At 44.6% G+C, this 25,754-nt stretch carries 18 protein-coding genes; 6 read left to right on the forward strand and 12 right to left on the reverse strand.

Features of this window, described 5'->3' with window-relative positions:
• Nucleotides 1-697: 697 nt before the first annotated feature.
• Nucleotides 698-2,125, forward strand: a complete 1,428-nt coding sequence (locus DYADSP32_RS28770; protein WP_149239531.1) for an L-serine ammonia-lyase — start codon at nt 698-700, stop codon at nt 2,123-2,125.
• A gap of 14 nt (nt 2,126-2,139) precedes the next feature.
• On the opposite strand, the gene DYADSP32_RS28775 is transcribed toward DYADSP32_RS28770, so the two are convergent.
• The 3 genes from DYADSP32_RS28775 to rsmA form a co-directional block, all read right to left on the reverse strand.
• The gene (locus tag DYADSP32_RS28775; protein WP_414618141.1) at nt 2,140-3,198 is read right to left on the reverse strand and encodes a family 43 glycosylhydrolase; all 1,059 of its coding nucleotides are present in this window, start codon (nt 3,196-3,198) and stop codon (nt 2,140-2,142) included.
• 244 nt (nt 3,199-3,442) lie between these two features.
• Nucleotides 3,443-4,795, reverse strand: coding sequence for a magnesium transporter (gene mgtE, locus DYADSP32_RS28780; RefSeq protein ID WP_149239530.1), 1,353 nt, complete (start codon nt 4,793-4,795; stop codon nt 3,443-3,445).
• A gap of 205 nt (nt 4,796-5,000) precedes the next feature.
• The gene (gene rsmA, locus DYADSP32_RS28785) at nt 5,001-5,846 is read right to left on the reverse strand and encodes a 16S rRNA (adenine(1518)-N(6)/adenine(1519)-N(6))-dimethyltransferase RsmA (RefSeq protein ID WP_149244625.1); all 846 of its coding nucleotides are present in this window, start codon (nt 5,844-5,846) and stop codon (nt 5,001-5,003) included.
• A 201-nt stretch (nt 5,847-6,047) separates the two neighbouring features.
• Here rsmA and DYADSP32_RS28790 point away from each other — a divergent pair, with 201 nt between their 5' ends.
• Nucleotides 6,048-9,662, forward strand: a complete 3,615-nt coding sequence (locus DYADSP32_RS28790) for a PAS domain S-box protein (protein ID WP_149239529.1) — start codon at nt 6,048-6,050, stop codon at nt 9,660-9,662.
• Nucleotides 9,663-10,020: 358 nt separating this feature from the next.
• Nucleotides 10,021-12,924, forward strand: a complete 2,904-nt coding sequence (locus tag DYADSP32_RS28795) for an outer membrane beta-barrel protein (RefSeq protein WP_149239528.1) — start codon at nt 10,021-10,023, stop codon at nt 12,922-12,924.
• A gap of 68 nt (nt 12,925-12,992) precedes the next feature.
• Here DYADSP32_RS28795 and DYADSP32_RS28800 read toward each other — a convergent pair whose 3' ends face one another.
• The 4 genes from DYADSP32_RS28800 to DYADSP32_RS28815 all read right to left on the reverse strand — a co-directional run bounded on the left by DYADSP32_RS28800 (nt 12,993) and on the right by DYADSP32_RS28815 (nt 17,555).
• Nucleotides 12,993-13,622: a LysM peptidoglycan-binding domain-containing protein gene (locus tag DYADSP32_RS28800; protein ID WP_149239527.1), complete on the reverse strand. Its 630-nt coding sequence runs from the start codon at nt 13,620-13,622 to the stop codon at nt 12,993-12,995.
• A gap of 59 nt (nt 13,623-13,681) precedes the next feature.
• On the reverse strand, nt 13,682-14,173 hold the full coding sequence (gene purE / locus DYADSP32_RS28805; protein ID WP_149239526.1) for a 5-(carboxyamino)imidazole ribonucleotide mutase: 492 nt from the start codon (nt 14,171-14,173) through the stop codon (nt 13,682-13,684).
• 59 nt (nt 14,174-14,232) lie between these two features.
• On the reverse strand, nt 14,233-15,360 hold the full coding sequence (locus DYADSP32_RS28810; protein WP_149239525.1) for a 5-(carboxyamino)imidazole ribonucleotide synthase: 1,128 nt from the start codon (nt 15,358-15,360) through the stop codon (nt 14,233-14,235).
• A 134-nt stretch (nt 15,361-15,494) separates the two neighbouring features.
• On the reverse strand, nt 15,495-17,555 hold the full coding sequence (locus tag DYADSP32_RS28815; RefSeq protein WP_149239524.1) for a BatA domain-containing protein: 2,061 nt from the start codon (nt 17,553-17,555) through the stop codon (nt 15,495-15,497).
• Nucleotides 17,556-17,893: 338 nt separating this feature from the next.
• Here DYADSP32_RS28815 and DYADSP32_RS28820 point away from each other — a divergent pair, with 338 nt between their 5' ends.
• Nucleotides 17,894-18,445, forward strand: coding sequence for a YcxB family protein (locus DYADSP32_RS28820; RefSeq protein ID WP_149239523.1), 552 nt, complete (start codon nt 17,894-17,896; stop codon nt 18,443-18,445).
• A gap of 102 nt (nt 18,446-18,547) precedes the next feature.
• On the opposite strand, the gene DYADSP32_RS28825 is transcribed toward DYADSP32_RS28820, so the two are convergent.
• Both DYADSP32_RS28825 and DYADSP32_RS28830 read right to left on the reverse strand, forming a co-directional pair.
• Nucleotides 18,548-19,153 (reverse strand): DUF1684 domain-containing protein, encoded by a 606-nt coding sequence (locus DYADSP32_RS28825; protein ID WP_149239522.1) that lies wholly within the window; start codon nt 19,151-19,153, stop codon nt 18,548-18,550.
• A 59-nt stretch (nt 19,154-19,212) separates the two neighbouring features.
• Nucleotides 19,213-19,764, reverse strand: a complete 552-nt coding sequence (locus DYADSP32_RS28830; RefSeq protein ID WP_149239521.1) for a hypothetical protein — start codon at nt 19,762-19,764, stop codon at nt 19,213-19,215.
• Nucleotides 19,765-20,098: 334 nt separating this feature from the next.
• Here DYADSP32_RS28830 and DYADSP32_RS28835 point away from each other — a divergent pair, with 334 nt between their 5' ends.
• The gene (locus DYADSP32_RS28835; protein WP_149239520.1) at nt 20,099-20,521 is read left to right on the forward strand and encodes an OsmC family protein; all 423 of its coding nucleotides are present in this window, start codon (nt 20,099-20,101) and stop codon (nt 20,519-20,521) included.
• A gap of 72 nt (nt 20,522-20,593) precedes the next feature.
• Here DYADSP32_RS28835 and hemW read toward each other — a convergent pair whose 3' ends face one another.
• Together hemW and DYADSP32_RS28845 are read right to left on the reverse strand one after the other, a co-directional pair.
• Nucleotides 20,594-21,718 carry a radical SAM family heme chaperone HemW gene (hemW, locus tag DYADSP32_RS28840; RefSeq protein WP_149239519.1) on the reverse strand — a complete coding sequence of 375 codons (1,125 nt, stop codon included), beginning with the start codon at nt 21,716-21,718 and terminating at the stop codon, nt 20,594-20,596.
• A gap of 180 nt (nt 21,719-21,898) precedes the next feature.
• Complete coding sequence (locus DYADSP32_RS28845) at nt 21,899-23,965, reverse strand: TonB-dependent receptor domain-containing protein (protein ID WP_149239518.1); 2,067 nt, start codon at nt 23,963-23,965, stop codon at nt 21,899-21,901.
• 251 nt (nt 23,966-24,216) lie between these two features.
• Between DYADSP32_RS28845 and DYADSP32_RS28850 the strand changes: the two genes are divergently transcribed.
• On the forward strand, nt 24,217-24,675 hold the full coding sequence (locus tag DYADSP32_RS28850) for a hypothetical protein (protein WP_149239517.1): 459 nt from the start codon (nt 24,217-24,219) through the stop codon (nt 24,673-24,675).
• A gap of 69 nt (nt 24,676-24,744) precedes the next feature.
• On the opposite strand, the gene ctlX is transcribed toward DYADSP32_RS28850, so the two are convergent.
• Entirely contained in the window at nt 24,745-25,701 is a 957-nt protein-coding gene (gene ctlX / locus DYADSP32_RS28855) for a citrulline utilization hydrolase CtlX (protein WP_149239516.1), read from the reverse strand.
• Nucleotides 25,702-25,754 lie beyond the last annotated feature (53 nt).

The raw sequence follows: 25,754 nt of genomic DNA on the forward strand, positions 1-25,754 counted from the left end.
TTTTTTGTATATTTTCAACATTAGCTTTTTGGTTTGCTGTGTTGTTAGGTCGTATTCTGTCTACGTATAAACTGTTTTCTATTTTGTAGCACTAGTTTTATGTAGTATCGAATTAGCTGTTTAGGGTAAATGGGCCTATATTTTTGGCAGATTTACCTTGTCAAATGAGATTACAAAAACAGTAACTAACAAGCTATTTTAGTTAAATTTCTATCTTTGGGCGAAAAAAATAAGTAGTACTATACCAATATGTAGAAGTTGTTATTTCGCACTCTCAATGAATGTGGAAAGCTTCGTATAAGTGTGATTCCTTTTGATTTTCTGTTCTACATTTTTCACGCTAAGGTTCGATTTTTGAATTCTTATGCCATTTTGAGCCGTACCTCATTGGGCTTCAATGCAATTGGAGATTGTCCTGAAAATTGGATACAACAGGTTACAATTAAATAATTCGTAGTTTCATGTTCCTGTTAAGTAACCCGTTTCTATGAAACTGGTATAATCTTTTGGATCTCAGATGACCGGATTTTGAAGTAGAGGCCTATCTTTGACAAATCTGAAAAGTATAGTGCGGGTTCATAATGGGGATCCATCAGAACGGATGGACATTGGATAGGTTAATACCGTGGATTCCAATAAAAGGTTAATCATTTTAGGCAGAGGCTTCCAAGCTGATTCAATATTTAACATTAGGGCGGTGAAAGACGAAAGCATTTCGGTTTTTGATATTTTTAAAATTGGTATAGGACCATCCAGCTCCCACACACTGGGGCCTTGGCGAGCTGCCCAACAATTTCTTAATCGCTTAGAGGCTACCGTCGGGCTGGAAGAGGTGGCTCAGCTGAAAATATTTTTATTCGGCTCTCTGGCAAAAACGGGTAAAGGACATGGGACGAACATCGCGGTCATTCTGGGCTTGAGCGGTCACGATCCGGTGTCGATTGATACAGGAGAAATGGATACAATCCTGGAACAGATCGTATCCAGCCAGATGATTGCTTTAAATGGCCTTGTAAAAATATCATTTACCGAAAAGGAGGATATTGTATTCCTGATGAAGGAAACACTTCCATTCCACCCCAATGGGATAAGGTTTGTCGCGCATTGTAAGAATGCCGGGGAGGTGAGTGAAACCTATTTTTCGGTTGGTGGCGGATTTGTGGTACAGGAGGGAAGTGATGAAAAGGCAAATGTGAATATGCCAGAGCTTCCTTATCCCATTGATTATTCGGTTGACCTGCTCAGATGGCACCAAAAATCCGGAATGGCCATTTGGGAAATCGTATTGGAAAATGAGAAAACATGGCGTGACGAAACGGCTGTAAGAAATGATCTTCTGAATATATGGCATGTCATGAGGGAATGTATTTTTCTCGGAGCCCACACGCATGGCATTTTGCCTGGTGGACTGAAGGTGAAGAGGAGGGCAGCTGCGTTGAGTGACAGGCTCCTGGATGGTGAGTCGTGTGAGGACTATGATGTATGGCTGGATGCAATGAGGAAAAGAGGATCCGGATTTCAATATACATTGGACTGGGTGAGCTGTTTCGCATTGGCGGTTAACGAACAAAATGCCTCATATTCCAGGGTGGTTACTGCCCCTACCAATGGTGCTGCCGGAGTAATACCTGCGGTAATTCAATATCATGTGGCATTTTGTAATGGTTCGGAAGAAGACGTATTTCGGTTCTTGCTCACAGCCGGCGAAATAGGAAGTATTTTCAAGAAGGGTGCCACGATTTCAGCCGCTATGGGCGGTTGTCAGGCCGAGATAGGCGTGTCGTCCGCCATGGCTGCGGCTGGTCTTACTGCGGTAAGCGGCGGTTCGGTAGAGCAATGTCTGATGGCCGCAGAAATAGCTATGGAACATCATTTAGGAATGACCTGTGACCCTGTTGGTGGACTTGTACAGATACCTTGCATCGAACGAAATACCATGGGTGCGATAAAGGCCATTACCGCATCTCAGCTGGCATTGCAAAGCGATCCTGAAAACGCCAAAGTGTCGTTGGATAATGTTGTTTCAACCATGTGGCAGACAGCTCTGGATATGAACCATCGCTACAAAGAGACTTCAGAAGCGGGTTTGGCGGTGAATATTCCAATCAGCCTGAGTGAGTGTTGATCTTGGATCAGGGTTTATTCAGCGGGTATAGGCAGTTTTACACCTGCTTTCACCGGTGTTCCGAAATTGGGTGTACCATCCTGATTCCATGTGAATTTTTGGGCTCGTGGTGAACGGAATCGTCCACAACCCTGACCTGGTTCAGCATTGGCGTGGTAAAGGATCCAATCTTCGGTTCCGTCGGGCGATTTGAAAAAGGAATTATGACCGGGAGCAAAAACCTGGTTTTCAGTGGATTGTTTAAAAATGGGCTCTGGATGTTTTTTCCACGACGAGGCGTCCATGATATCGGCCGATGCGGAAGTTTGCAACATTCCCAATGCGTAAAAATCTGTCCAGCATCCACTTGCAGAATAGATGATGAATATCTTATCCTTGTTTCTAAGGAACTGTGGCCCTTCATTCACATTGACATGTGGCGGATTGTTTTTGTCGTGGAGGTCACCATGTTTTTCCCAGTCATAATCAGAGCCGGAAATTTTGGTCCGTTCTCCCTGGATGGTCCATGGATTGGTCATTTTGGCAATGTAAATATTTTGCTGTCCATTTGTATCACCTTCCCACCCCGACCAGATCATGTAATGTTTTCCGTTATGTTCGAACATATCTCCGTCAATGGCCCATTTGTCGCCAGGAGTTTTCACCTGACCTTTGAATACCCAGTCACCGGTCAGCGGATCCGGTGAGCTGTTTTCTATCACGTACATGCGGTGGTTGTCGTTTTTTCCATCATCTGCTGCAAAGTACATGTACCATTTTCCATCAATAAAATGGATCTCCGGAGCCCAAATTTCTTTACTATATGATGTACCGGTGGGAGGCGTCCAGACAATTTTCTTTTCAGCCGTGGCGAGTTCTGCCAGGTTCTTCGTTTTCCAGATCACCAAACTATTCTGCGTGGTATTGGTGTAATAGTAGTAGCCGTCTTTATAAATACTATACGGGTCAGCACCCGAGGGGAGTAACGGATTCGAGAAAGTCTTGTCAGCCTGAGCAAGGACATTTGTATAGAGAAATAAACACAGCAACGTGCAGATCCAACACTTGAAAACGGATGATATGTTAGTTAGCATGATATTTGAAAAATAATAAGATAAGGGGAAAACGAACAGGCAACGAATATTTACTTTCCCTTACCGGTCTTTCTATGTCAAGAATTGGAAAGTTTTCAAATCAGGCACGAGGTATTTAAAAGAAACTGCCCGGAATATTACATACATAGTCGCCGCTCCGGGCTAACCAGCCGAGGTCTGGGAATTGAGAAAATACGCAGTTTTACCTCCATTTTTATTAAAAATCTCAGTGAAATACCTTTCTTTACAAGTTTAGTAAAAGGTGGGCAAGCCCGAAATAAACGCCGTAACCAATGAGATCGTTGGCTGTTGTAATGAATGGGCCAGATGCTACGGCAGGATTTATACCGATTTTTTCCAACAGGATTGGCGTTACGGTTCCCATAAAAGATGCCAGAAAAACGACGGAAAGTAAAGCTGCTGAAACGACCAGTGCGAGTTGCAGTTCATTGCCAATCAATAAGTTGAACCCAAAAACGATACAGCTGATAATCGTTCCATTGATAAGTGCCACGGCAAACATCCGGAGTAGTCTTTGTCCGACCGTGGTATCAAGTCCCGTTTTATCAGCAAGACTTTGTAATATGATGGAGGAGGTTTGTATTCCCACATTTCCGCCCGTGGAGCCTATGATTGGAATAAATGCCGCCATGGCGGGTATAATTTTAAGATCTCCTTCGAAAAAGCTGATAAACTTGGCAGCCAGTATGCCTCCCATCATACCCACAAGAAGCCAGGGAAGCCGGGCCTTGGTTTGTTGCCAGATGGTGTCATCCTCTTCTACGTCGCCGGTGATACCTGCCATGGCCAGCGTGTCGGAGCTTGCCTGCTCGGTAATGACGTCTATTACGTCGTCAATGGTGATTCGGCCTAAAAGTTTGCCCTGAACATTTACCACCGGCAGCGCATCCAGATCGTAACGTTGCATGAGCTCGGCTACTTCTTCGGCGGGACGATAGGTTTCTACAAAAATTACATCCGTGTCGTACAGGCTTTCAATCTTCGTATTCTTATGTGCCAGAACGATTTTTTTCAGGGACAGAAGTCCGAGTAATATTCCATTGTCATCGATCACATACACAGAATATACTTTCCCTACATCTTCTGCCTGCTTACGGAGCTCCTCAATACACTGGTTAACGGTCCAGTTCACATTTGCTTTGACCAGCTCCTTCTGCATCAGACCACCCGCCACATCTTCATCGTAATGGAGCAGGTCCAGAATGAACCGTGCTTGTTCCCGATCTTCAAGCAATGCGATCACTTCCTCCCTTACCCTGATCGGCTGCTCGTTAAGCAAATCCACGGCATCGTCAGAGTCAAAAAGGTTGACGTAACGGGAAATTTCTTCCGAAGTAAAAGCCTTTAAAAATTCGCGTCGTTCACCGGGATCAAGATCAGCCAGTATTTCGGCACCCTGATCTGTATCAAGCTGGATCATCAGATACCGGGCATCAGAAGTTTCTAATTCAGACAAAAGCCCGGTGATATCAGCAGGAAAAAGCCCTTCCATTTCCGCACGTATCTCGCTGGAATTCTCGGCAAGAATAAGTTCCTGAATATGCTCTACGTATTCTTTGGTTAATTCGAAAGTCATTTTTTTACAGCTTTTACCAATTGGCCGCGGCGTACCGCTTTTAGCACCTTGCGTGGGAACTTATTTATCAGGATTCTGTGCTTCACAAACCATACGCTCAGTCTTTAGCTTTTCTGCCGGGTTACGATTTTACCCTTTTTTATCTGACAAAAAAGGTCACAGATGGCGTACCTCAAACCTAAAGCCCGTTCCCCAATTATCCCCCTTAATCCATTTCTTTCGGATTATCATGTGGATGGATCATGGTTGGTGGCTGGTTATTAACAATATCCTGTGCCAATAACGTCAATTCTACAAACTGGGGTACACTTAGCTGTTCGGCACGTTTGGTCAACAGGGGATGATCGGGTAGCTCGCCTATTGGTTTTAATGCGTTTCGTAATGTTTTGCGTCGCTGATTAAAGGCGGTTTTCACCACCCGGAAAAAAAGTTTCTCATCGCAATCAAGAGCTGGAGTGCTGTTGCGACGCAAACGTATAACACCAGATTGCACCTTTGGAGGCGGATCAAAAGCACCGGGTGGCACAGAAACCAGATAATCAATGTCGTAAAATGCCTGAAGGAGCACACTCAGGATTCCGTAATCCTTATTGCCGGGAGGAGATGCTATTCGTTGGGCAACCTCCTTCTGGAGCATACATACGATTTCAGGAATATCGTCCCGGATCTGTAATGCTCTGAAAAAAATCTGAGACGATATGTTGTATGGGAAATTGCCTATGACAGCAAATTTACCTTCAAATACTGTTTTAGTATCAAATTTGAGGAAATCACCTTCAATAATCCTGGGTGTAAGGGCTTCATAATTCTTCTGAAGGTACGCCACCGATTCCGTATCAATCTCGATCACATGGGTTGTGAACCCCGCATTTTCAAGGAGGAATTTTGTCAAAACACCCATGCCCGGGCCAATTTCCAAAACGTCCGTGTAACCTCCATGTCCGGTAAGGCCCTCGGTGATCTGGCGGGCGATGCTCATGTCTTTCAGGAAATGTTGTCCCAAATGCTTTTTAGCACGAACCTTCGAATCTTTCTGATATTTATAGTTTATTTTCACGGATCAAAATTAAGCCTTAATTCGTAGATTTATCGAAGAATCAACTGGGTTGATCCGGGATTTTTACTCAGACAATCATTGCCTGACCAAAAACACGGATGGATGGAACGGGTCAGGTAATACTTCACGCTTTCATTTTTTCAACAATTTAGAAATTCATAACCGACTAAACCGAGAGGCAATAGCCTCACCATCATGGAAATCTTAACTTCAAAAGCAGAATGGGAATCTATTCACACCACATTAAAACATTTGAATCTGATTGGGATCACCATTTCACCAGATTTTGAAATACATGCTGTCAGCGCACATGCACTGATAAAAACAGGCTGGTCGGAAGCGGAGCTCGTTGGACAGAGCATCTTTGATAAGCTCATTCCCCGTGAGGAAGAGGACGAAATGAGGCAGATGCTTGAGGAAGGAATGCAGGGGAAAAGGAGATTGGAGCAAAGGGAAATTCCTTTTCTGGCACAAAAGGGAACCGTCAGGACATTTCTGATCAACTCTGTCCTGATGCATAGAGACGATGACGAAATCGTGTGTGTTACGCTTGTGGGCGATGATGTCACCCGAAGACGTCGTATGGAATCGTCTATTTCGAAATCGAATTCCCAGCTCCAGGATTTGGTGGATAACACAAGTGACCTTATACAGCTGGTCGCTATCGACGGCAAATTCATTTTCGTGAATAAAGCCTGGCGAGAGATTTTGGGTTTCGGACTGGACGAGATTGCATCCATGCGGCTGTCCGATATTCTGCATCCCCAACATAAGGAGGAAGCAGTGGCGCAACTGAATTTAATAGAACAGGGAAATTCCAATCCCAACTTCGAAGCCGTTTTTCAGAGCAAAGAGGGCAAAAAAATATTTGTTTCAGGAAGTGTCAACTGCAGATTTGATAATGGCAAACCCACTGCCTTTCGATGCATATTAAATGATTTTACCGAGAAGGTAAGGGCAGAGAAAGCGCAGAATCTTTATTATAGCATAGCCAATTCAACGGTCGTATCACAGAATCTCGATGATTTTTATCACGACATTCATGAGCAGCTGGGCAAGGTCATCGATGTCCAGAATTTCTTCATTGCACTTTACGACCCGAATAAAAGTTACCTGTACTTTCCTTATTATGTGGACCAGTATTTCAAAGGTAATGTAAGATTTACCCGACGAAGACTTGGGAATGGGGTAACAGAGTATGCCATTGCTTCCAATAAGCCACTTTTTTTATCGGGAGAAGATATTGAAAATCTGGCCAGGACCAATAGTCTGCATTTGTATGGCGTTACACCGCAGCAATTGCTTTGTGTGCCGTTACGTATCGGTGACCGTGTAACAGGTATCATTGGTGTGAAGTCCTATGATGATGCCAAAATGTTCGACGCCCGGGATCTGGAACTCCTTGAGTTTATCTCCGGTCAGGTCGCCATCGCCATTGCGCGAAAGCAGAGTGAGGAGGAACTCAGCAAATATGTGGCTCGGTTGAATGCCATTTTCGACAGCAGCTCTCACCTGATCTGGTCGGTCAATAAGACGTTACAGCTCACTTCATTCAACAAAAACTATTCAGACCTGATCCAGAACCAGGTCGGTGTTAAGCCTACCCTGCAGGTCAGTGCGGAAAAATTTGGCTGGCGGATGGTGGGTGCCAACAACCGGCGCGTGCTGGAAACCAAGTACAGACAGGCATTGCGCGGCGAGCCACAATACTTTGAGTTTAAGATTGATAGGAAGAATGGTGGAGAAATGTGGCTGGAATTTTATCTTAATCCAATCCACTATGCCGATGGTGTCATCGAGGAGGTGTCCGGCATTGCGCGTGACATCACCCGAAGAAAAGAAGCAGAGCTTTCATTGCGGCATAGTGAGGAGTTGTTCAGAGGCATTTTTGAGAATCTTCAGGATATCTATTGCAGAATCGACCGCCGGGGTGTGATCACCATGATCAGTCAGTCTGTGCTCAAAAGGCTTGGATATCTGCCGGAAGAGGTCATAGGGCATGAAGTCATCAATTTCTTCCCGGATAAAACCAAGATACATTCGGCACTCATCAGGCTTCGTCGAAGCAGAAGTCTGAGAAACTTCGAAATAACATTGTACCGTAAGGATGGCACCGAGAGGCAGTTCATGGTGAATATGCTTCTTTTTGTAAATGATAAAGGCAAGCCTACGGAAGTGGCGGTGCTGGCACGTGACATCACCGAATTGAAACGCAATGAACTGGAACTACTGAAAGCGAAGGAGCATGCGGAACGTTCATTAAAGGTAAAAGAAGGATTTCTGGCCAATATGAGCCATGAAATCCGCACGCCGATGAATGGCGTCATCGGTATGATCGATTTGCTGGTAGAAACTCCGCTTAATCCCGAACAGAAGGATTATGTAGTAACCATCAAGCGCTCTTCGGAGACGTTGCTGAATATTCTCAACGATATCCTGGACTTATCGAAAATCGAAGCCGGCAAAATGGAGCTGCACGAATCGCCCCTGGCTGTGGAGGAGCTTTTGCTGAAACTTATTGCGTTATTTGGGCAAACGGCCAAAAGCAAGGAGAATACACTTACCTACCACATTGCCAGTGATATTCCAGAATTTATCATCGCTGATCAAACCCGTTTGTTACAAATCCTATCCAACCTTACATCCAACGCACTGAAATTTACGGAGAAAGGATCCGTGAAGATTTTTTTATCGCTGGTTTACAAAAGAGACCAAACCTGCAAGATTAAAGTGGAGGTACAGGATTCGGGAATCGGCATAAGCGCCACCGACAAGCAGATATTGTTCACCTCATTTACGCAACTGGATAATTCCTCGAGGAAATCTTTCGGTGGAACAGGGTTGGGCCTGGCCATTTCCAAGCAGCTATGTGCGCTGATGCATGGTGAGGTGGGGGTAGAGTCAACACTCGGTGAGGGAAGTACTTTCTGGTTTACCTTTGAAACCACACAGACTTCCATGGCCGAAGTGACTTCCGAAATGAAAATGGAAGAATTACCGATAGAAAATGTGTTTTCTGACATACACCCTGAAATATTACTGGTTGATGACAATGCAGTTAACAGAAAGGTGGCCAATGAAATATTGAAAAAATCGGGATGCATCGTGGATCTTGCTGAAAGCGGATTTCAGGCAATCGAAAAAGTGGAGTCGCGACTAAGCCTTACAGGCCGGCATTACGACATCATATTTATGGACATACAAATGCCCGATATGGATGGCGTTGAAACCACACAGCAGCTTAAGAAGCGTATTCCGGAAGGGTTACCTTCCATCGTTGCCATGACGGCCTATTCCATGAAAGAAGATCGGGATCGTTTCATTAGCCAGGGTATGGATGATTACATCGCAAAGCCCATTCGTGCGCAAACGCTGATATGGAAGGTAAAGGAACTGATGAGTAATGTGGAAGGGCGTAAAAACGCACCCAAAAATGCTGAAACGGCTGTGGCCATTGCCCTGCCGATCCTGGATCGTGAGATTATTGATCAACTGAATGATATCGGTGGGCCAGATCTTGTACTCTCCGTATTTGATGATTTTGTGACAGAATCCAACGAACTTATACCCGAAGCAGTACAGGCCTATGCAGCAGGTGATATTAAAACAGTAAAGAGCAATCTGCATACTTTGAAGGGAAGTGCCGGGACCGTGGGCGTTTCGCAAGTGGCTGAAATAGCCCGTGATGCCGAATGGCGATTGAAATCCGATGATACGAGCACGCTTGCTACAGCATTGCCTGAGCTGGAAAACGCATATGCCAGATTTTTGGAGCATTATCAGGGGTTGTTGAAGGATTGGCTGAAATGAGTTGTCAAACAAGAAGAAGAGAAAATATAGACATTTGGATGATAATGGTCATACTGGGAAGGTAGCCTCATTTCCAATTACAAATAAAGGATAGACCAGGTCAGAAAATTCGGTGATGTAGCGTAAATCATCCAGCTGATAGCATTTTTAACCAAAAATGACTTTCAGCTGGTTTTTACGTATTGACCGTTTATAATACAGGCCGTGGTGTAAAACCATCCCACTTCCTCATCGGTAAAATCCCTCGATCCGTCGATTAAAATGTCCATTCTGTCGATCAGCTCGGGTTATTGCGTGGCGTCGTTAAACTTTTCTTCACCGACCACCTCTAACGCTGCATAAACCTTTGCTAGAAATCATGAAAAGAATAGGCTTAATTATCCGATCGCTCATCTGCATTACGCTGACTGTGGGATATGCGCAGGCGCAGAACGCTCAGATCACTGGAACCGTACTGGATAGTACGAAAAATACGTCTGTGGTGGGCGCATACGTGGCCGTTAGCCGCAATGTGCCAGACGCCAAACCTGAGTATGTTACCACGGATGTGAACGGCAAGTTCTCTTTCAATGGATTGAGTAAGAATGCTTCTTATCTGGTCAAAGTTTCTTACCTGAGTTACAATGATGTATCAAAAATAATCACAGTTAACCAGGATGTGGAGAATATGGGTAACATCATGCTCACTGAGGCGGTTTCGAATTTGAAAGAGGTGAAGATTGTGGGGCAAATCGTGGCTACGGAGCAAAAGGGAGATACGACCCAATACAACGCAGCCGCTTTTAAAACAAACCCCGACGCGACTACCGAGGATCTGATTCAAAAAATGCCCGGAATTACGGTAATCAACGGAACAGTGACCGCCCAGGGTGAAACCGTCAACCGGGTGCTCGTGGACGGTAAGCCATTTTTTGGCGATGATGCAGCGTTAACATTAAAATCACTGCCGGCTGAAATTGTAGATAAAATTGAAGTCTTTGACAAGCTAAGCGATCAGGCCCAGTTTACCGGCTTTGACGATGGAAATGCGCAGAAAACAATCAACATTGTAACCAAAGCGGATAGAAAAGTAGGACAATTTGGGAAGATGTTTGCCGGCTATGGTCTCGACAACCGTTATCAGGCTGGTGGTAACGTAAGTTATTTCAAAGGGAATCAACGTATATCTGTAATCGGATTGAGCAACAATATTAATCAGCAGAACTTTTCCAGTCAGGATCTGCTGGGTGTGACCAGTAGTTCCGGCGGAGGTGGCGGTCGGGGAGGTGGCGGCGGGGCTTCTAATAACTTCCTTGTGGGGGGCCAGAACGGGATCACGGGAACAAATTCCTTTGGGTTGAATTATTCAAATAAATTTTCGAACAAGGTGGATGTGTCGGGAAGCTATTTCTTCAATCGTACCGGAAATACCAACGAACAGTCGACTCAGCAAAAGTACCTGCTTGGTAACAACGGCAGCGGTGACCAGTTTTATGATGAAAAAAGCAGTACCAACTCCACAAATGCGAATCATCGTGTGAATTTCCGGGTTGAATACACCATCAATAAGAACAATTCCTTGATCATTACGCCACGTTTGAGTTTTCAGGATAATAACTCGGGGAGTATGAAAGTGGGGCTGACAAGCCTTGCAGATGGATCCAAACTCAACAGTGCCGATATCACCAGGAGTTCAAAAAATAATGGATATAACTTCGGAAATGACGTATTGTTTCGCCACGCTTTTTCGAAAAAGGGCAGGAGTGTATCGGTGAACTTTAATACGCAGATGAACGACCGCAATGGCAACAGCAGACTATATTCTGAAAACCTGTACTTCAAAAATCTGGAAATGCCGGGTGATACAATCGATCAGCAAAGCTATACCAATTCGAAAGGTACTACACTGGGCGGAAACTTTATTTATACCGAACCGATCAGTACAACAGGCCAGTTGCAGGTCAACTACGGCCTGACGGTCAGTAACAGTGATTCAGAAAAGGATACGTACAACATGAGTTTAGACAACGGGGGTTACACGGACAGAGACACGTTGCTTTCCAATTCTTTTGACAACCGTTATGTGACCAACAGGGCCGGCCTTAGTTATCGGTACCGTAAAAATAGTTGGATGGCGAATTTCGGGGTCGACTTTCAGAACACCGGCTTGTATAGCAACCAGCTGGCCCCGAGGCAGGCGACCGTTGATCAGACATTTACGAACCTTTTGCCCAATTTTATGCTGACTTATCGCTCAAAAACGGGAACGCAGTTTCGTACGTTTTTCAGAAGTTCTACAAATCAACCTTCCATATCCCAGCTGCAAAATGTCATTGACAACAGCAATCCTTTGTCACTTACGGCGGGTAATCCGGATCTCAAACAGGAGTATCGGAATATGTTCAACATCCGCTATTCGCTGGCGGGAGCAAATCGACCTTATAATTTCAGCGCTCTGATATTTGTAACCCAAACCAACAATGCAATTGTAAATTCAACTTTTATTGCGCAAAGGGCCACCGTCCTACCAAACGGAATTGCCTTGCAGCAAGGTGCGAAATATACCTCACCCATCAACGTAGACGGAAGCTGGAATGCCCGATCCTTTTTGGTATACGGGAAACCGGTTGCTCCCTTGAAATTGAACGTCAACTTGTCAACAGGATTTAACTACGTTCGTTCTCCGGGTTTAATCAACAACGTTTCGAACTTCTCCAATACCTATGCCGTGTCGCAGGGGCTGGTGGTAAGTAGTAATATCAGCGAAAAACTGGACTTTACCGTTTCTTACTCGGGCAATTACAATATCGTAAGGAATACCATCCAGCCTACGCTTAATAACAATTATTATACTTCTGGTATCTCTGGTCGTGTCAACTGGATTTTTGGAAAAGGTTATGTGGTGCAGTCTGATATCAATAACCAGAGTTATCGGGGACTTGGAGAAGGGTACAACCAGAACTTCACCTTATGGAATGCAAGCATAGGAAAGAAATTCCTGAAGAACAATGCCGGCGAGCTGAAACTGACTGTATTTGATATTCTGAAACAAAACAACAGCGTAAGCCGGAATGTAACCGAAACGTATGTTCAGGACGTGACGAGCCGGGTGCTTACCCAATATGCCATGTTGACTTTTACCTACACCCTTAAAAATTTCGGGAAAATGCCTGCGCAAAACGAACGTCGCAGAGATTGGGATGGTGAGGGCAGGGGCGGCCTTCCAGGCGGTCGTGGCGAGGGCGGTGGCTTTCCGGGCGGCGGAAGATCAGGACGTCAGTAGCCTTGAAGCATAATAATAAAGGGGGAGTCCGCGTTGCTGCGAACTCCCCCTTTATTTGTGCTTTTCAGCTATTTTTTATCAGGAAAAGGAATAATAAGTTTTTCTCCACGCTCCGAAAAATCCCTCGTTTTTCCGTTTGCTTTCATCAGCGCTGATTTGGTTACGCCATATTTTTCGGCAACCACTCTGAGTACATCGCCTGCGCCAACGGTGTGGATCGCTTTAACCTGCACTTTCAATCTGGTTGTACCGGCTTTGACGTCAGAAATGGAAGAATTCAATCCTTTTAAAGTTTCTGTTTTGAGATTGTAACGCGAGGCAATACTTGAAAAGGTTTCACCACTTTTTACTTCATGTGTAATCTGTTCACCACCGATAGATGCAGCCGATACAGAAGCCACTTCCTTTTTTGCCGGCTCAGACTTTTTTTCCTCGGTTTTCTTTTCCTTCGGCGTTTCATTTTCTGTTGGCAAAGGGGCCTCTATGATTGTCTCTGTTTCCCTGGAATCATCCAAGGATGTTGTATCCACAACGGTAGAGGTCAATTCTTCCGAATTGGACGAGCTGTCTGAGATGTATTCATATCCCACGTAAAGCATTGCAAGTACCAACAGAACCAGTACAAACAAGGTGATCAGTGGTAAATTTGATTTTTCAACCGGACGTACATTCCGTTTCTTTGGGAATCCTTCTTCCATATGTTAATGATACTTCGCTATAGTTCAGTGATATATTTCACGAAAATACTAAACAGGTACTACTTTTCAACCAGATTTTTTAATTCCTCATTCATTAGGGATACTTTATCTTTCAGACTTTCCTTGAACATATCCAGTCTTTTCCCCACCGCCTCGTCGGCAGAACCAATAATTTGTGCCGCCAGTATGCCTGCGTTTCGAGCACCATTCAATGCTACTGTGGCCACCGGCACCCCCGAAGGCATCTGAAGAATGGAGAGTACAGAGTCCCAGCCATCAATGGAATTGCTGGACAGTACAGGCACACCTATGACGGGCAAAGAGGTAAGCGAAGCGACCATTCCTGGCAAGTGGGCAGCTCCGCCAGCGCCTGCTATAATCACTTGCAATCCACGTTTCCGTGCTGTGGAGGCATAGTCAAGCATCCTTTCAGGTGTACGGTGGGCCGAAACAATCTCCATTTCGTACCGGATACCTAACTCAGTGAGTGCATCAGCTGCCTCTTGCATTACCTTTCTGTCCGAGAGGCTACCCATTATTATTCCAACCATTTTTCTTATAATTTTATGCTAAAAATGCTTAATCTGCCATTAGGAATCATCAGTCCGTTTTAACTGATGATCCGGATGCTCTTCTTCACAAAATCAACTTTTTCTTTCAGATCCTTCATGTTGTCGTCCATGATGGTAACGTGTCCCATTTTCCGGAATGGTTTGGTAATCGCTTTCCAGTAAAGAAATGGGAACACCTGATTGGTAGCCAGTAATTGCTCCATTCCTTCGTATACAGCGGGTCCTGTGTACCCATCTTCTCCCAGCAGGTTCACCATCGCGGAAGGTCCGTAAGCGTTTGTGCTCCCAAGTGGCAGTCCCAATATTGCCCGCCAGTGCTGCTCGTATTGGGAGGTCGCGTTGGCGCGAATGGTGTGGTGGCCACTGTTGTGAGGCCTTGGTGCAACTTCATTAATCAGTATTTCTCCGTCTTTTGTCAAAAACAGTTCAACCGCCAGCAAACCGACGATCTTAAACGCTGCCGCCGTCCGCTTCGCTATTTCTTGTGCTTTGGTATCGATTTCCGGCGATATTTCTGCAGGGGCAAAAAGGTATTCAACCAGATTCAGCTCAGGGTGAAAAACCATTTCAACCGTAGGGAAAGTTACCAGTTCACCCGAGGGGTTGCGGGCAACGATAACCGCCAGTTCCTTTTCGAATGGTACAGCTTTCTCAAGTAGTCCCGGCTGATCAAATGCTTTCTCGAAGTCAGCCGATGTGGCAATGCGTTGTACACCGCGTCCGTCGTATCCATCGCGTCCCAGCTTATGGAAAGCAGGTAAAAATTCGGCGTGTTGCGCTACGTCTTCGCGGTTATCGGTAAGGATAAAATCAGCCGTTGGTAGTTCATTGTCCAGGTAAAATTGTTTTTGGACCCGTTTATCCTGTATCAAACGAATTACAGAAGGTTGCGGGTAAACCCTTTTTCCTTCTTTTTCCAGCGCTTCCAGCGCTTCAATATTTACCTTTTCAATTTCGATCGTGATTACGTCAAGGTCTTTGCCAAACCTGTACACGGTATCGTAATCTTGTAAAGAACCTTGCTGGAAATGGGACGCAATTTTGCGGCAGGGGGCTTCCGGATCCGGATCCAGAACATGAATGTCCAGATTCCAGTCCACCGCAGCCTGCAATAGCATCAGCCCCAGCTGACCGCCGCCAAGAATTCCTATTCTGGATGAAAGCATTGATTTGATTGAATTTTTTGCAAAAATGAGGTAAAAAGTCAGAACGAGAAAGCGTTTCAGGGCCTAAATGCCAACTTACCTGCAAATATCAGCGAGGCATAAGCATAGAGCTACCTCTTGCGGCATGTGAAGTACTATTTTCTGAACCGGATCAACAGTATCTCCACAAGCAGAAAAAACAGGGCAGCGTAAAGGAAATATTTCCATAGACTTTTGCCCAAGTTTTGCTGCTGGAATTCCTTTGAAAACGCGTCATCGTTCAACTGATCAAATACCTGTACGTTTTTTTGCCCGCTGAAGGCCGTCCGAAGCTCGGCCGGTGTGTAGTAGTTGAGTTTTGATTCTGCGTGATTATGATTGAGCGCAATCAGCTCTTCGACTTTGTTATCTCTTACCAGTTCGAAATAACCGGCGTTCAGTCCCCCCGCAGCCTGATCTCCATCCGGGATTTCCAAAAGAAGATTGTTGCCTGTCACGCGCTGAACCGGAATAATTTCAATCTTATCCCGTCGAAGCTTGTATACAGCGTTGGGAGCCGGATTCAGAATATTCAAACTGATCGGGTTTTCATCAAAGGTGTATGAAGTTCGTTGCGGTCTGACGCTCAGGGCTGCCATTTTATACATGATGGGAACAAAAATGGCGTGCTGCGCCACGTTCCCGTAGGCGGGATCGAGGGGAGACGCGAATAAATACAGCTTGCCTTTTCCTTTGGTCACCTGATTGAGATAGGTTTGTCCATTTCGAAGGGAAAGTAGCATCTGTCCGGCATTGCTCCAGCTCCACACGGGAGATGCGGCAGGCAGGTTGATATTTAATTCCTGACGTACCGATTCTTCAAAAACATCACCGAAGAAGGGATTATTCCGGTCTGGCACGGATAGTGCAATTGGGGTTGGATTGGAGGATTTTTCGGAGGTCAGGCCGGATATGCCCAGATTGGCCAACAAACCCTTGTAGCTGGCTGTAAGTGGATCGCTGGAAGGAATGACGGATAAAGATCCCCCTTTGTTCACGAAATCCTGTAATTCCTGGGGAAGAGAACCTGTGAGTTGCTGCACACCTTCCAGTACGACCATGTCGGAACTTTTGATCAATCCCGGGTCCACATTCTGAACGCTGAAACTTTGTAAAGAAAAAAGACTATCATTATCGTAAACGTTGTCAATGTAATTCCCTGCATCTTTCTGTCCATAGATGTGCAGTATTTTTACCATCGGCGACGCATTGAGAACGAAGTAGTAGTCATTGTCAAAGGTGACCGGGAAATCGTCAAACGTGATGTGTCCTTTTTTGAAACCTTTGCCTTTGAGGTTGAAGTTGAATTTGGCGGTGGCGCTCCCATTGGCTGGTACAGTCACGGACGCCGTGGACGCTTGCGTATTATCCAGATTAAGCTTCAATACAACATTGGCGGCTTGTTCGGTACCTGAGTTGCTCACTTTTACAAACAATACATTATTCTGCAATTCTCTGATAAAGGGCGTGTTGAGCCAGGCCGAGTCTACATAGACATTTTTTTCAGCGGCGGCTTGAACAGGTACCAAAAAAAGCTGGTTGGTTGAGTCAATCTTTAATCCTGATAAATCCCCTGTAGTACTTTTCTGGAAGTCCGAAAACCAGAATAGCTGGTTTTTCCCACTGTTCTGGTGTTTGGCGGTGATATTTTGCTGCCTTCTGTAAACCGCATCCAGTGTGCGTGGGGTATTGGACAGGTCTATTGTAGTCAGCCGGTCGCGTAGTTTATCGGCATTGGAAAGTCCCTGTTCCTGGGCTGAGAAGTCGTTGGTGACAAGCTGTAACGACGTAGCATTGGGAAAAAGACCCAACAGTTCACTGAGCCTGTTGGCAGCCAGATCGATGTAACGTTTGTTGTTCAACTCGTTTTGCATACTGAAGGAGTTGTCCAGATACAGAGACGTGACTCCCTTCTTTTCCGATGTAGTGCTGCTTTTTCCTGGCAAAAAGGGTTGAGCAAAAGCCATGGCCAGGCATGCAATGGCCATAATCCTGGCAGCCAGAATGAGCCAGTGTTTGATTTGCCGAACAGAGCGCGTTTGTGTTTCGACGGCCTTTAAAAACGAAACATTGGTAAAATAAACCCGTTTCGTTCGCCGAAAATTAAAGATGTGAATGGCAATCGGAATAGATACGGCCAGCAAACCCCAGAGGAAGGACGGAAAGAGAAAACTCATTTAGGTAAAAATGTTAATTTCTGAGGTAAACCTCATTGGTAAAAACCTTCGGATCCTAATATTGGCTACCGACGTGAATTTGCCCGCTCATATACAGCGAAAACAATCGCCTGCTCATCGCAAATTACGTTAAATTTTGAGAACTACTTTTTATTTCCAGGCCTTTCTGTTAAGTCAACCGCTTTTTTCTAACTTTGCACATCATTTAGAAGGTACTTTAGATAAGTTGTTTGTAAACCACATTATGGAATCGCTGAATTGACTCCAGAACCAATCCACCTGACTTGTTTAAAGCAACGCTTATTAAATTTAGAAATTGCTAATTTTTTAACAGAATTATGGCCAAAGTATCGGTGAACAAACACCAGCCTGTTTATCAAATGCCGACGAACCCTGCGGCGGTGCGTACCAAAAGGTATGCGTTGCCTACAAGGACGTACATTACGCTTGCAATGAAATATTTTTTCAAATCTCAGATGAAGTGGGGTTTGATTCCGTTGGCGTTGATTCTGATCAACGCGATTGTCAGCCTTACGGGCTTGTATCCCAATATCTGGATTTATGTGACGATTATCGTCGGAGTGATCCTGTACCTGTTGTTCTGGTTGATCCAGTTTGTGGGGATTACACAACTTGCCCAGTACAAACCGATGTTTGAGAAGTTTCAATACGAGATCGATCCTCGTCAGATTTTGATGAAGCTGAACCAAAAGGAGGGAAGTGTGATGAAGTGGGAGCAAATCCCGGAAGCTTACAAGGACAAGGATGCTTATGTGCTCATTATTTCAAAGGGACAATTTGTTCATCTTCCATTTTCTATCTTCACCTCTGAGCACGATATTAAGGTTTTTGAAAGAATATTGAAACAGAAAGATTTGCTGAAATCTTAGTTTCAACCTGTTATAAATATGAAAACCCGGTTCAGCGACCGGGTTTTTTTGTGGACGACCTTGTATGTTCCGGACAATGGCAGGCTATTGTGATTTTATCTCTTAAAGTTCCCTTCCAAAGTTTTTCTCCCCGGCTTTTATTGGAACGGAAAGGTGATTGGCCTTGGGCGGAATGGGGCAATTGTAACCAGCACTGTAAGCGCAGTACGGATTGTAACTTTTGTTGAAATCAAGCACCACGGATCCATCAAGGATATCATCCGTGGTAAGGTCGATGTAGCGACCGCCCCCGTAGGATTCTTTTCCATTCGTAGGGTCCTTAAATGGCAGAAAAAGGTAATTTCTGTATTTTGGTATTGCCATGAGTTCCATGCCTCTGTAAACCCGGAGTGTCTGTTTTTCTCCCATAATGTGGAAGGTGAGCACACCATACTGGACATAGGTTTTTTTTGCGCCACTGGAAGTAGGCAGTTCAAATGGCTCGCTTTTGGGCGTTTTTTCAAAAGTGGCAACCACCCTATACAAGGAATCAGGCTCGTAAAACCTTAGATATTTCAGATCGTCCTGCTTTACTGGAGCGTTCTGATCTTTGAGAAACGCTGCTTTGTATTCTGCACGAAAAACGCTTGTCTGACTGGCGAAATTCTGACCAGAAACGGAAATTGTCAGGAGTGACAGAGCAAGTATTGCGGTAAAGGTTTTCGTCATAACGTCAAACGTAAGAGGCGTCACAACCTGTGACGCCTCCAGATTTATGTGCTTCTAATCTATTTAGCCGAGTAGCTGGGTATCTTGCTCTCGTCGATATTCAGATATTTTTTCACAGATTCGTAATCGCTGTAATCGACATTCATGCTGGCATCCTTGCGACTGGTAAAAGCAGAGGGGACAATCACTACACGAAACACTTGATTTTGAGTCCATTGTGCTGGCAACGTAGCTTTGTTCACATTTCCGTCCAGGTAGAAGAACGCCTCGGTAAAAGTATGATCAAAATTGTATTGCAGCAGATTTCCGCTCATAAGAACTGTCTGTGGGAGTAACCGCCAAACAGATACATCACCATCAACAGCCCATTCTCTGTAAACCAGCACTGCATCTGACTCGAACACTTCGACTTTGGCGGGCGGGAAAGTAAATGAGGCACTGTATTCATTACCGGCATTAAAATTGACTCCGGTTACATCAAAGGTGGTTCCTACGATATTAAGTCCGTCCTTCCCGTCTATTCCATCAATTCCATCCCTGCCATCAGGGCCTGAGCAACTTTGGATAATAGCTGCGAATATAAATATTATGGGGATTAGTTTCTTGTTCATCTTGTTGGCTAGTTTTGATTAATAAATAAAGTATAAACGTGTTTTTTGGTTTTTAGATGCCCGTGGGCTTATAAAGTTTAAACGAATTCTTGCTTTAACTTTTTGTTAACATTTGGCTGGGTCTCCATTGAATAAAGCTTAGCTCACTGCAATTGGTTCCTTTGTGCCAGCGGACATCATTGGCTTCTGCCCTGGTAACAAAAGTGACCGGCCGTCTTCATTCTTCCTGATCAGGCATGGATTTAATGATTAAATAATTTGCGTAGATAATATGTACCTAGTACTTTTCGGTCGTACTAGTGTTAATTCAATCCATATATTAAAAGATAAGAAAATGATAAATCGTAAAGCAAATGCTGTCTGGAAAGGCACCGGCAAAGAAGGTACAGGTGTGATCAGCACACAAAGTACAGTTCTGGAGAATACACAATACTCTTTCAATACCCGGTTTGCAGATGGAAAAGGGACCAACCCCGAAGAATTAATAGCAGCGGCACATGCAGGTTGTTTCGCCATGAAACTGAGCTTCGAGCTGAATGCTGCCGGTTTTACAGCAGACGAATTGAATGCTACCGCTACGGTGTCACTGGATCCTTCATTGGGCAAGGTGACCAAAAGCCATATTGATCTAAAAGCGACCATACCGGGTATCTCCGCAGACCAGTTTGCAGAGGTTGCCGAGAAAGCCAAAAAGGAATGTCCGATTTCACAATTGCTGAACGCGGAGATTTCAATGAACGCTGAATTGCTGGGTTAAGTCGGGCAAAAGTTTGTGTAAACAATTTGGGCATCTGTGGAGTCATTTCTCAGATGCCTATTTTTTAATCCCTTACTCAATAAACAAATCACCTGTAATACGATCCGCAAATAATTTGCCCGATTCAGTTAGGGTAATTGTTTCGTTTTCGACCACAACAAGGTTTTCGGCCATGAATTGGCTGATGTCTTCCCGGTGCTGTTTTTGAAAAGCACCGTGGGACAGGGTTTCAAGTGTAGACAGATTCACACCCCATTTGGTCCGTAAGCCGGTGAGTAAGTATTCATTGGTCTGATTTACGCGTGTGAGCTCCTCTATGGTGGATGGGATGATGCTGGCGTTGAGCGCTATAAGGTATTTGGCATTGTTTGCAATGTTAAACTCCCTGCTTGTTCCATTATACGAATGTGCGCTGGGGCCAACGCCAAGATAAGGTTGCTGCTGCCAGTACGAAGTATTATGCCGGCTGTATTGCTGATTGCGGGCGAAGTTGGATATTTCGTATTGTTCATACCCTTTCGCAGCAAGTGAACTCAACAGAATCTCAAACTGCCGCGCTGCAAATTCTTCGTCAATTGGCTTTAATTTTTTACGTTTTACCCAGTTTCCAAATACCGTCTGAGGTTCAATGGTAAGACAATATGCCGAAATATGGGAGACATCCAGTTGAAAAGCGTTCTGTATGTCGCTTTCTAAAATAGTGTGATCGGAATGGGGGATTGCGTAAATAAGATCAACCGATATGTTATGGATCCCGATATCCTGTGCTGTTTTGACACAATCAAGGGCTTCCAGGCCTGTATGTGCCCGGTTAAGAAACTTAAGGTGCGGCTCATGAAACGATTGTATGCCAATGCTGAGCCTGTTGATGCCTGCCGAAATTAATTGATTTAATTTCTTCTGATCAAGGTCGTCCGGGTTGGCTTCCAGGGTGATCTCCGCATCGGGTAGCACATTAAAGTTCGAATGAATGGTTTCGAGCACTAAATTAAGTTCGGTTTCATCCAGCAGAGAAGGAGTCCCGCCACCAAAATAGATGGTGGAGATGGTTGCGTCGGGGAGATAGGATTTTCGCAAGACAATTTCCTTTCTGATCGCCTCAATCACCATACGTTTCTGATCCGTATTGGTACTGAAATGAAAGTCACAATAGTGGCAAGCCTGCTTGCAAAAGGGAATATGAAGATAAAGATGCAAACTTGAATGCTTGTTGGTGAGGGGATAGTTAAGAATTAAGAATTAAGAATTAAGAATTAAGAATTAAGAATTAAGAATTACGAATTACGAATTAAGAATTAAAAATTAAGAATGAAACCATTTAATCGTTAACCATTTAACAATTAACTATTTAGCAATTAACCCTTTAACAATTAACCATTATTTCTTCCCCCATTCCCAGCCCAATTTTACACCTGCCCATAGGTTATTTTTAGGGGCGGAGTTATAGTATCTGTTTCCGAAAGCGTTCAGGTCATATCCCAAGCTGTAAATACCGGCGTTTACTTTCTCGGCAGAAGCGGAAAGCTCACTATACAGGTGTTGGCCCCATCCTTTTTTCCAGGAAACTCGTGCAATGAATTGATTATACGGTGTGTTTTTTACTGTATTTGCATCATTGAGATAGAAGGAAGTTGCGTGCTGGTAGGTAACAAAAGCTGACAGACCATACTTAAACAATACATCCAGCCCAGCAGTTTCCGCGAACTGCGGAATACCCGGGATCAGGTTTCCATTCAAATCGGCATCCGCTTGCTTGTAATCCTTAAAGGTATATTTCGTGTAGGTTCCTGCCGTCCAGATTCTCAATGCCAAAGGCAATTTGGGGTCGGAGATGAGGTCATAGGAAAGTGTCCATTCCAGCCCTTTTTGGTTGGTTTTTCCTGCATTTATAAAATATTCTGAACCGGACTCATCCGTTCTTCTTACAATGGTTTCTTTCAGGCCGAACTGATAAAGGCTCAGTTCACCGCTGAAATGTTTAGTGAATTTTCTGATACCAATTTCTGTATTAACACCTTTCTCTGCATTCAGATCTTTGCGAAAGCCGCCTGCTGAAGGACGCACTTCCTGTAGGGTAGGAGGGGAATAGCCGTCGCTGTATGAGGCATTCAGAGCCCAGGATTTCGCAATGACTTTATTAATTGCAATTCGGGGTACAACAATGCCATTGAAACTTCGCTGCTCCTTGCTATACGGAAGGGTCACAAAGCGTTCATACTTGTATTTGAAAGTGTTGTAACTCAGGCCTGCGGTGACTGTGAGATCAGTAAGAAACACCATTTCAAGTTGACTGAATAGGGTTACATTGGTAGTTCTAACATCTTCCACCGTTTGTTGCTTGTCCGGTACCCCTCCTTTATTGTCATAGTTTCTTTGCGCCGACCGGCCATACTGCCACTCGAAACCAGAACTCCAGTTTGTTTTGACTTCACCCCAATTACCCTGATTTTTCCAGATATTTCTGCCGCCAATTCCCTGTTCATCCCTTTTCTCGTAATTGGATATAAAAGGATTGGCGAAGTCGTTGGTGGTCAGATAAAGTGCTGTGGATTGCGTCCAGTTGTTGGAAAGTTGTAGTGCATAATTACCTCCCAATAGAGCAAATTTCGTGTATATGGCGGCATGCTGGCTTTCACTTCCCGGTACGGTAGCTGTGGCTTGTCTGGCAAGCGTTGGATCTTTTTCATACTGGGCTAGGTTGATTCCGCCCGGTGTCTGATAGTACAGGTCGGAGTACATACCTAAAAGAGACAATGTCCCTTTGGTTCCCATTTTGGATGTTGAGGTAAAACGAATGGCATCCCGTGTCATCGCGCTTTGTTTCCGGTATCCGTCCTGTTCAGAATGGCCATACTGTACCGACAGGTCGCCGACCTGTATGGTGGTATTCCTACTTTGAAATCCATATTTACCTGCAGCTACACTTTGTTCGACCCGGTTTTGTAAAGCGTTATCCGTACGGCTGGTAAGCAAAACGACCCCTCCGGTACCTGCACCGTAGAGGCTGCTTCCCGGACCTTTGATGATTTCCATACTTTGCACGGCATTGAAATCCAGGGAGTTGAGTGGTGTGTTGCCGCCTGCATCAGTAAACGGAATACCATTCCAATAAAACTTAACATTACGCACGCCAAATGGTGAGCGTATCATACTTCCGCGGACCGAAAACCGGTAGCTCCCCGGTGACCTTTCCTCCATCTTGACCCCTGCAACGGTACTTACCGCATTGGTAAAAGTGGTTGGCGCAAAACGTTCAAAGGACCTTCTACCAACGATTCCCACCGTGGCCGTGGTGGTCAGCCGATTGGATTTAGACTCAAAGGCGTTGATCGTAACCTCGTCAAGCTGATTGATTTTAACCGAGTCGGATTGGGCAATGCCAAGATTTGAGATGAGGGTGAGAACAACAGAAAAAAATGGGAATCGACCTGAATGTAGACGCATAACGATGATGAAAAGGCAATGGAATGCAAATCTGATTATAAATATGTACAGAACCAAGGGAAATTTCGGATGTAATGACGTAAACCGGGATTGAGCATTCGGGTACTTGATATTACGCCGTTGAGATATAAGAATGTGCAAAATTCTCTACAAAACGTATAGATAAATGTTGTGTATGCACCTGGATCGAAATTTTAGATATCTCATTAGAATTTAAATGAGAATTCAACAATTATTAAAACACAATAAAAATGAAAAAGATCAATTTAATGGTATTCTCGATGCTGACCTTGGGATTACTTACTTTCTCCGGATGCTCTGAAAAAACTAAAGATTCGGCCAATGAAACAGTGGAAGAGGCCAAGGACGATATGGATGATAATATCTCTGATGCCAAAGAGGATATCAATGAGGCCAGTGCTGATTTTAAAGCAAAAGTGAAGGAAGACAAAGAGTCCCTAAAGACAGAAGTGGATGAGGCAGTGGCTAAATTAGACAAGAAAATAGAGGAGGCAGATGCCAAAATAGAAAAAGCCACAGATAAAGAAAAGGCCAAATGGCAGGAGCGCAAAAAGGAGCTAAACCGGGAAAAAGAGGAGCTTAAAGCTTCCTGGGACGAAACGCAGGATGAGACTGCTGAAAAATGGGATGCTTTCAAGGCTAGCACCAAGGCCAAAATCGAAAAAGCAAAGGAAGATCTTAGAGATTAGAATTGGGTTAGGGTTTACAGTTACCAAAAGCGGCCCGTATGGGTCGCTTTTTGGTTTTCTGAATATTTTTCAAAGCAAAGGCAAATGAATCTCCGTCATCATGCATCGTGCAGAACCGCCTCCGTTGCTTTCAATTACGGACAGATCTGTATGGAAAATCCGTGCATAATCGCTCAGGGCCTTGCGTTGCTGATCCGTGAGCGACTCGTAAGCCCGGGTAGACATCACTAGAATCTTATCCTGCTTTTTGTTTCGGATTAATAGCATATTCCCGGCAAAATGTCGCACCTGATCCATCGTGATCTCGATGATGTACTTATTGGTTTCTTCCAAAGTAGCCCGCACACGTTGTCGCTCATCAGGGTTTTTGATGGCTTCCAGGCAAATCACCGCGAAAATATCCCCGACGCACATCAGTACATTGGTATGGTAGATGGGTTGGTCGTTTTCGTCAGAGGCGGAAAATGCTACAATCTCGTAGTCGAGTGCATTTCCAAAGGCGTAAAGTACGTCCAGATGCGTTCTTGGTGATAAGCAAGCGTAGGCGATCTTGTAGCGCCTGTCCAGAACCATGCTTCCAGTTCCTTCAAGAAACTTTCCTTCTTTCTCAAAATGGCTGAGATCAATAATTTCTTCAACGTTAAAATCCTTCCGTAAAGCCTGAATGATATCCATGCGCCGCTCGCTCCGCCGGTTTTTCGCCATCATCGGATACAACACCACTCTCCCGCTTTGGTGAAAAGATACCCAATTGTTGGAAAAAACGGCATCCGGTTTAAATTCGTCGTCGTTGTCTTCAAATACATGTAGCTCGACACCGATCTTTTCAAGCTGCGAGGTCATCAGATCAAACTCTTCAGTTGCCAGAAGGTGTGACGCCTCAGACAACCCCTGCACAGAATGCGGCTGTTGAAATTTATTGCTTTCTGCGGTTTCGTGGTTAAACGTGAACTTGTCGGGCTGGATCATCATGATCCTTGACGTCGACTGTGGTTGTATCTGGGCTGTTGAGGTGATCGTTCTCATAGGAGTTGGTTAAGCAGGTTGAAGTAATGCAATTTACATTTTTAAAAATCCAA

Origin of the sequence: Dyadobacter sp. 32, assembly GCF_902506755.1 — a bacterium.
Lineage (GTDB): Bacteria > Bacteroidota > Bacteroidia > Cytophagales > Spirosomataceae > Dyadobacter.

Bases quoted from the DNA above. Each gene is read 5' to 3' on its own strand.
- DYADSP32_RS28835 (WP_149239520.1), top strand. From the start codon at position 20,099: ATGATAAATCGTAAAGCAAATGCTGTCTGGAAAGGCACCGGCAAAGAA.
- DYADSP32_RS28845 (WP_149239518.1), bottom strand. From the start codon at position 23,965: ATGCGTCTACATTCAGGTCGATTCCCATTTTTTTCTGTTGTTCTCACC.
- DYADSP32_RS28800 (WP_149239527.1), bottom strand. From the start codon at position 13,622: ATGGAAGAAGGATTCCCAAAGAAACGGAATGTACGTCCGGTTGAAAAA.
- DYADSP32_RS28830 (WP_149239521.1), bottom strand. From the start codon at position 19,764: ATGAACAAGAAACTAATCCCCATAATATTTATATTCGCAGCTATTATC.
- DYADSP32_RS28810 (WP_149239525.1), bottom strand. From the start codon at position 15,360: ATGCTTTCATCCAGAATAGGAATTCTTGGCGGCGGTCAGCTGGGGCTG.
- DYADSP32_RS28795 (WP_149239528.1), top strand. From the start codon at position 10,021: ATGAAAAGAATAGGCTTAATTATCCGATCGCTCATCTGCATTACGCTG.
- DYADSP32_RS28820 (WP_149239523.1), top strand. From the start codon at position 17,894: ATGGCCAAAGTATCGGTGAACAAACACCAGCCTGTTTATCAAATGCCG.
- ctlX (WP_149239516.1), bottom strand. From the start codon at position 25,701: ATGAGAACGATCACCTCAACAGCCCAGATACAACCACAGTCGACGTCA.
- purE (WP_149239526.1), bottom strand. From the start codon at position 14,173: ATGGTTGGAATAATAATGGGTAGCCTCTCGGACAGAAAGGTAATGCAA.
- DYADSP32_RS28790 (WP_149239529.1), top strand. From the start codon at position 6,048: ATGGAAATCTTAACTTCAAAAGCAGAATGGGAATCTATTCACACCACA.
- DYADSP32_RS28825 (WP_149239522.1), bottom strand. From the start codon at position 19,153: ATGACGAAAACCTTTACCGCAATACTTGCTCTGTCACTCCTGACAATT.
- DYADSP32_RS28775 (WP_414618141.1), bottom strand. From the start codon at position 3,198: ATGCTAACTAACATATCATCCGTTTTCAAGTGTTGGATCTGCACGTTG.
- DYADSP32_RS28815 (WP_149239524.1), bottom strand. From the start codon at position 17,555: ATGAGTTTTCTCTTTCCGTCCTTCCTCTGGGGTTTGCTGGCCGTATCT.
- DYADSP32_RS28850 (WP_149239517.1), top strand. From the start codon at position 24,217: ATGAAAAAGATCAATTTAATGGTATTCTCGATGCTGACCTTGGGATTA.
- mgtE (WP_149239530.1), bottom strand. From the start codon at position 4,795: ATGACTTTCGAATTAACCAAAGAATACGTAGAGCATATTCAGGAACTT.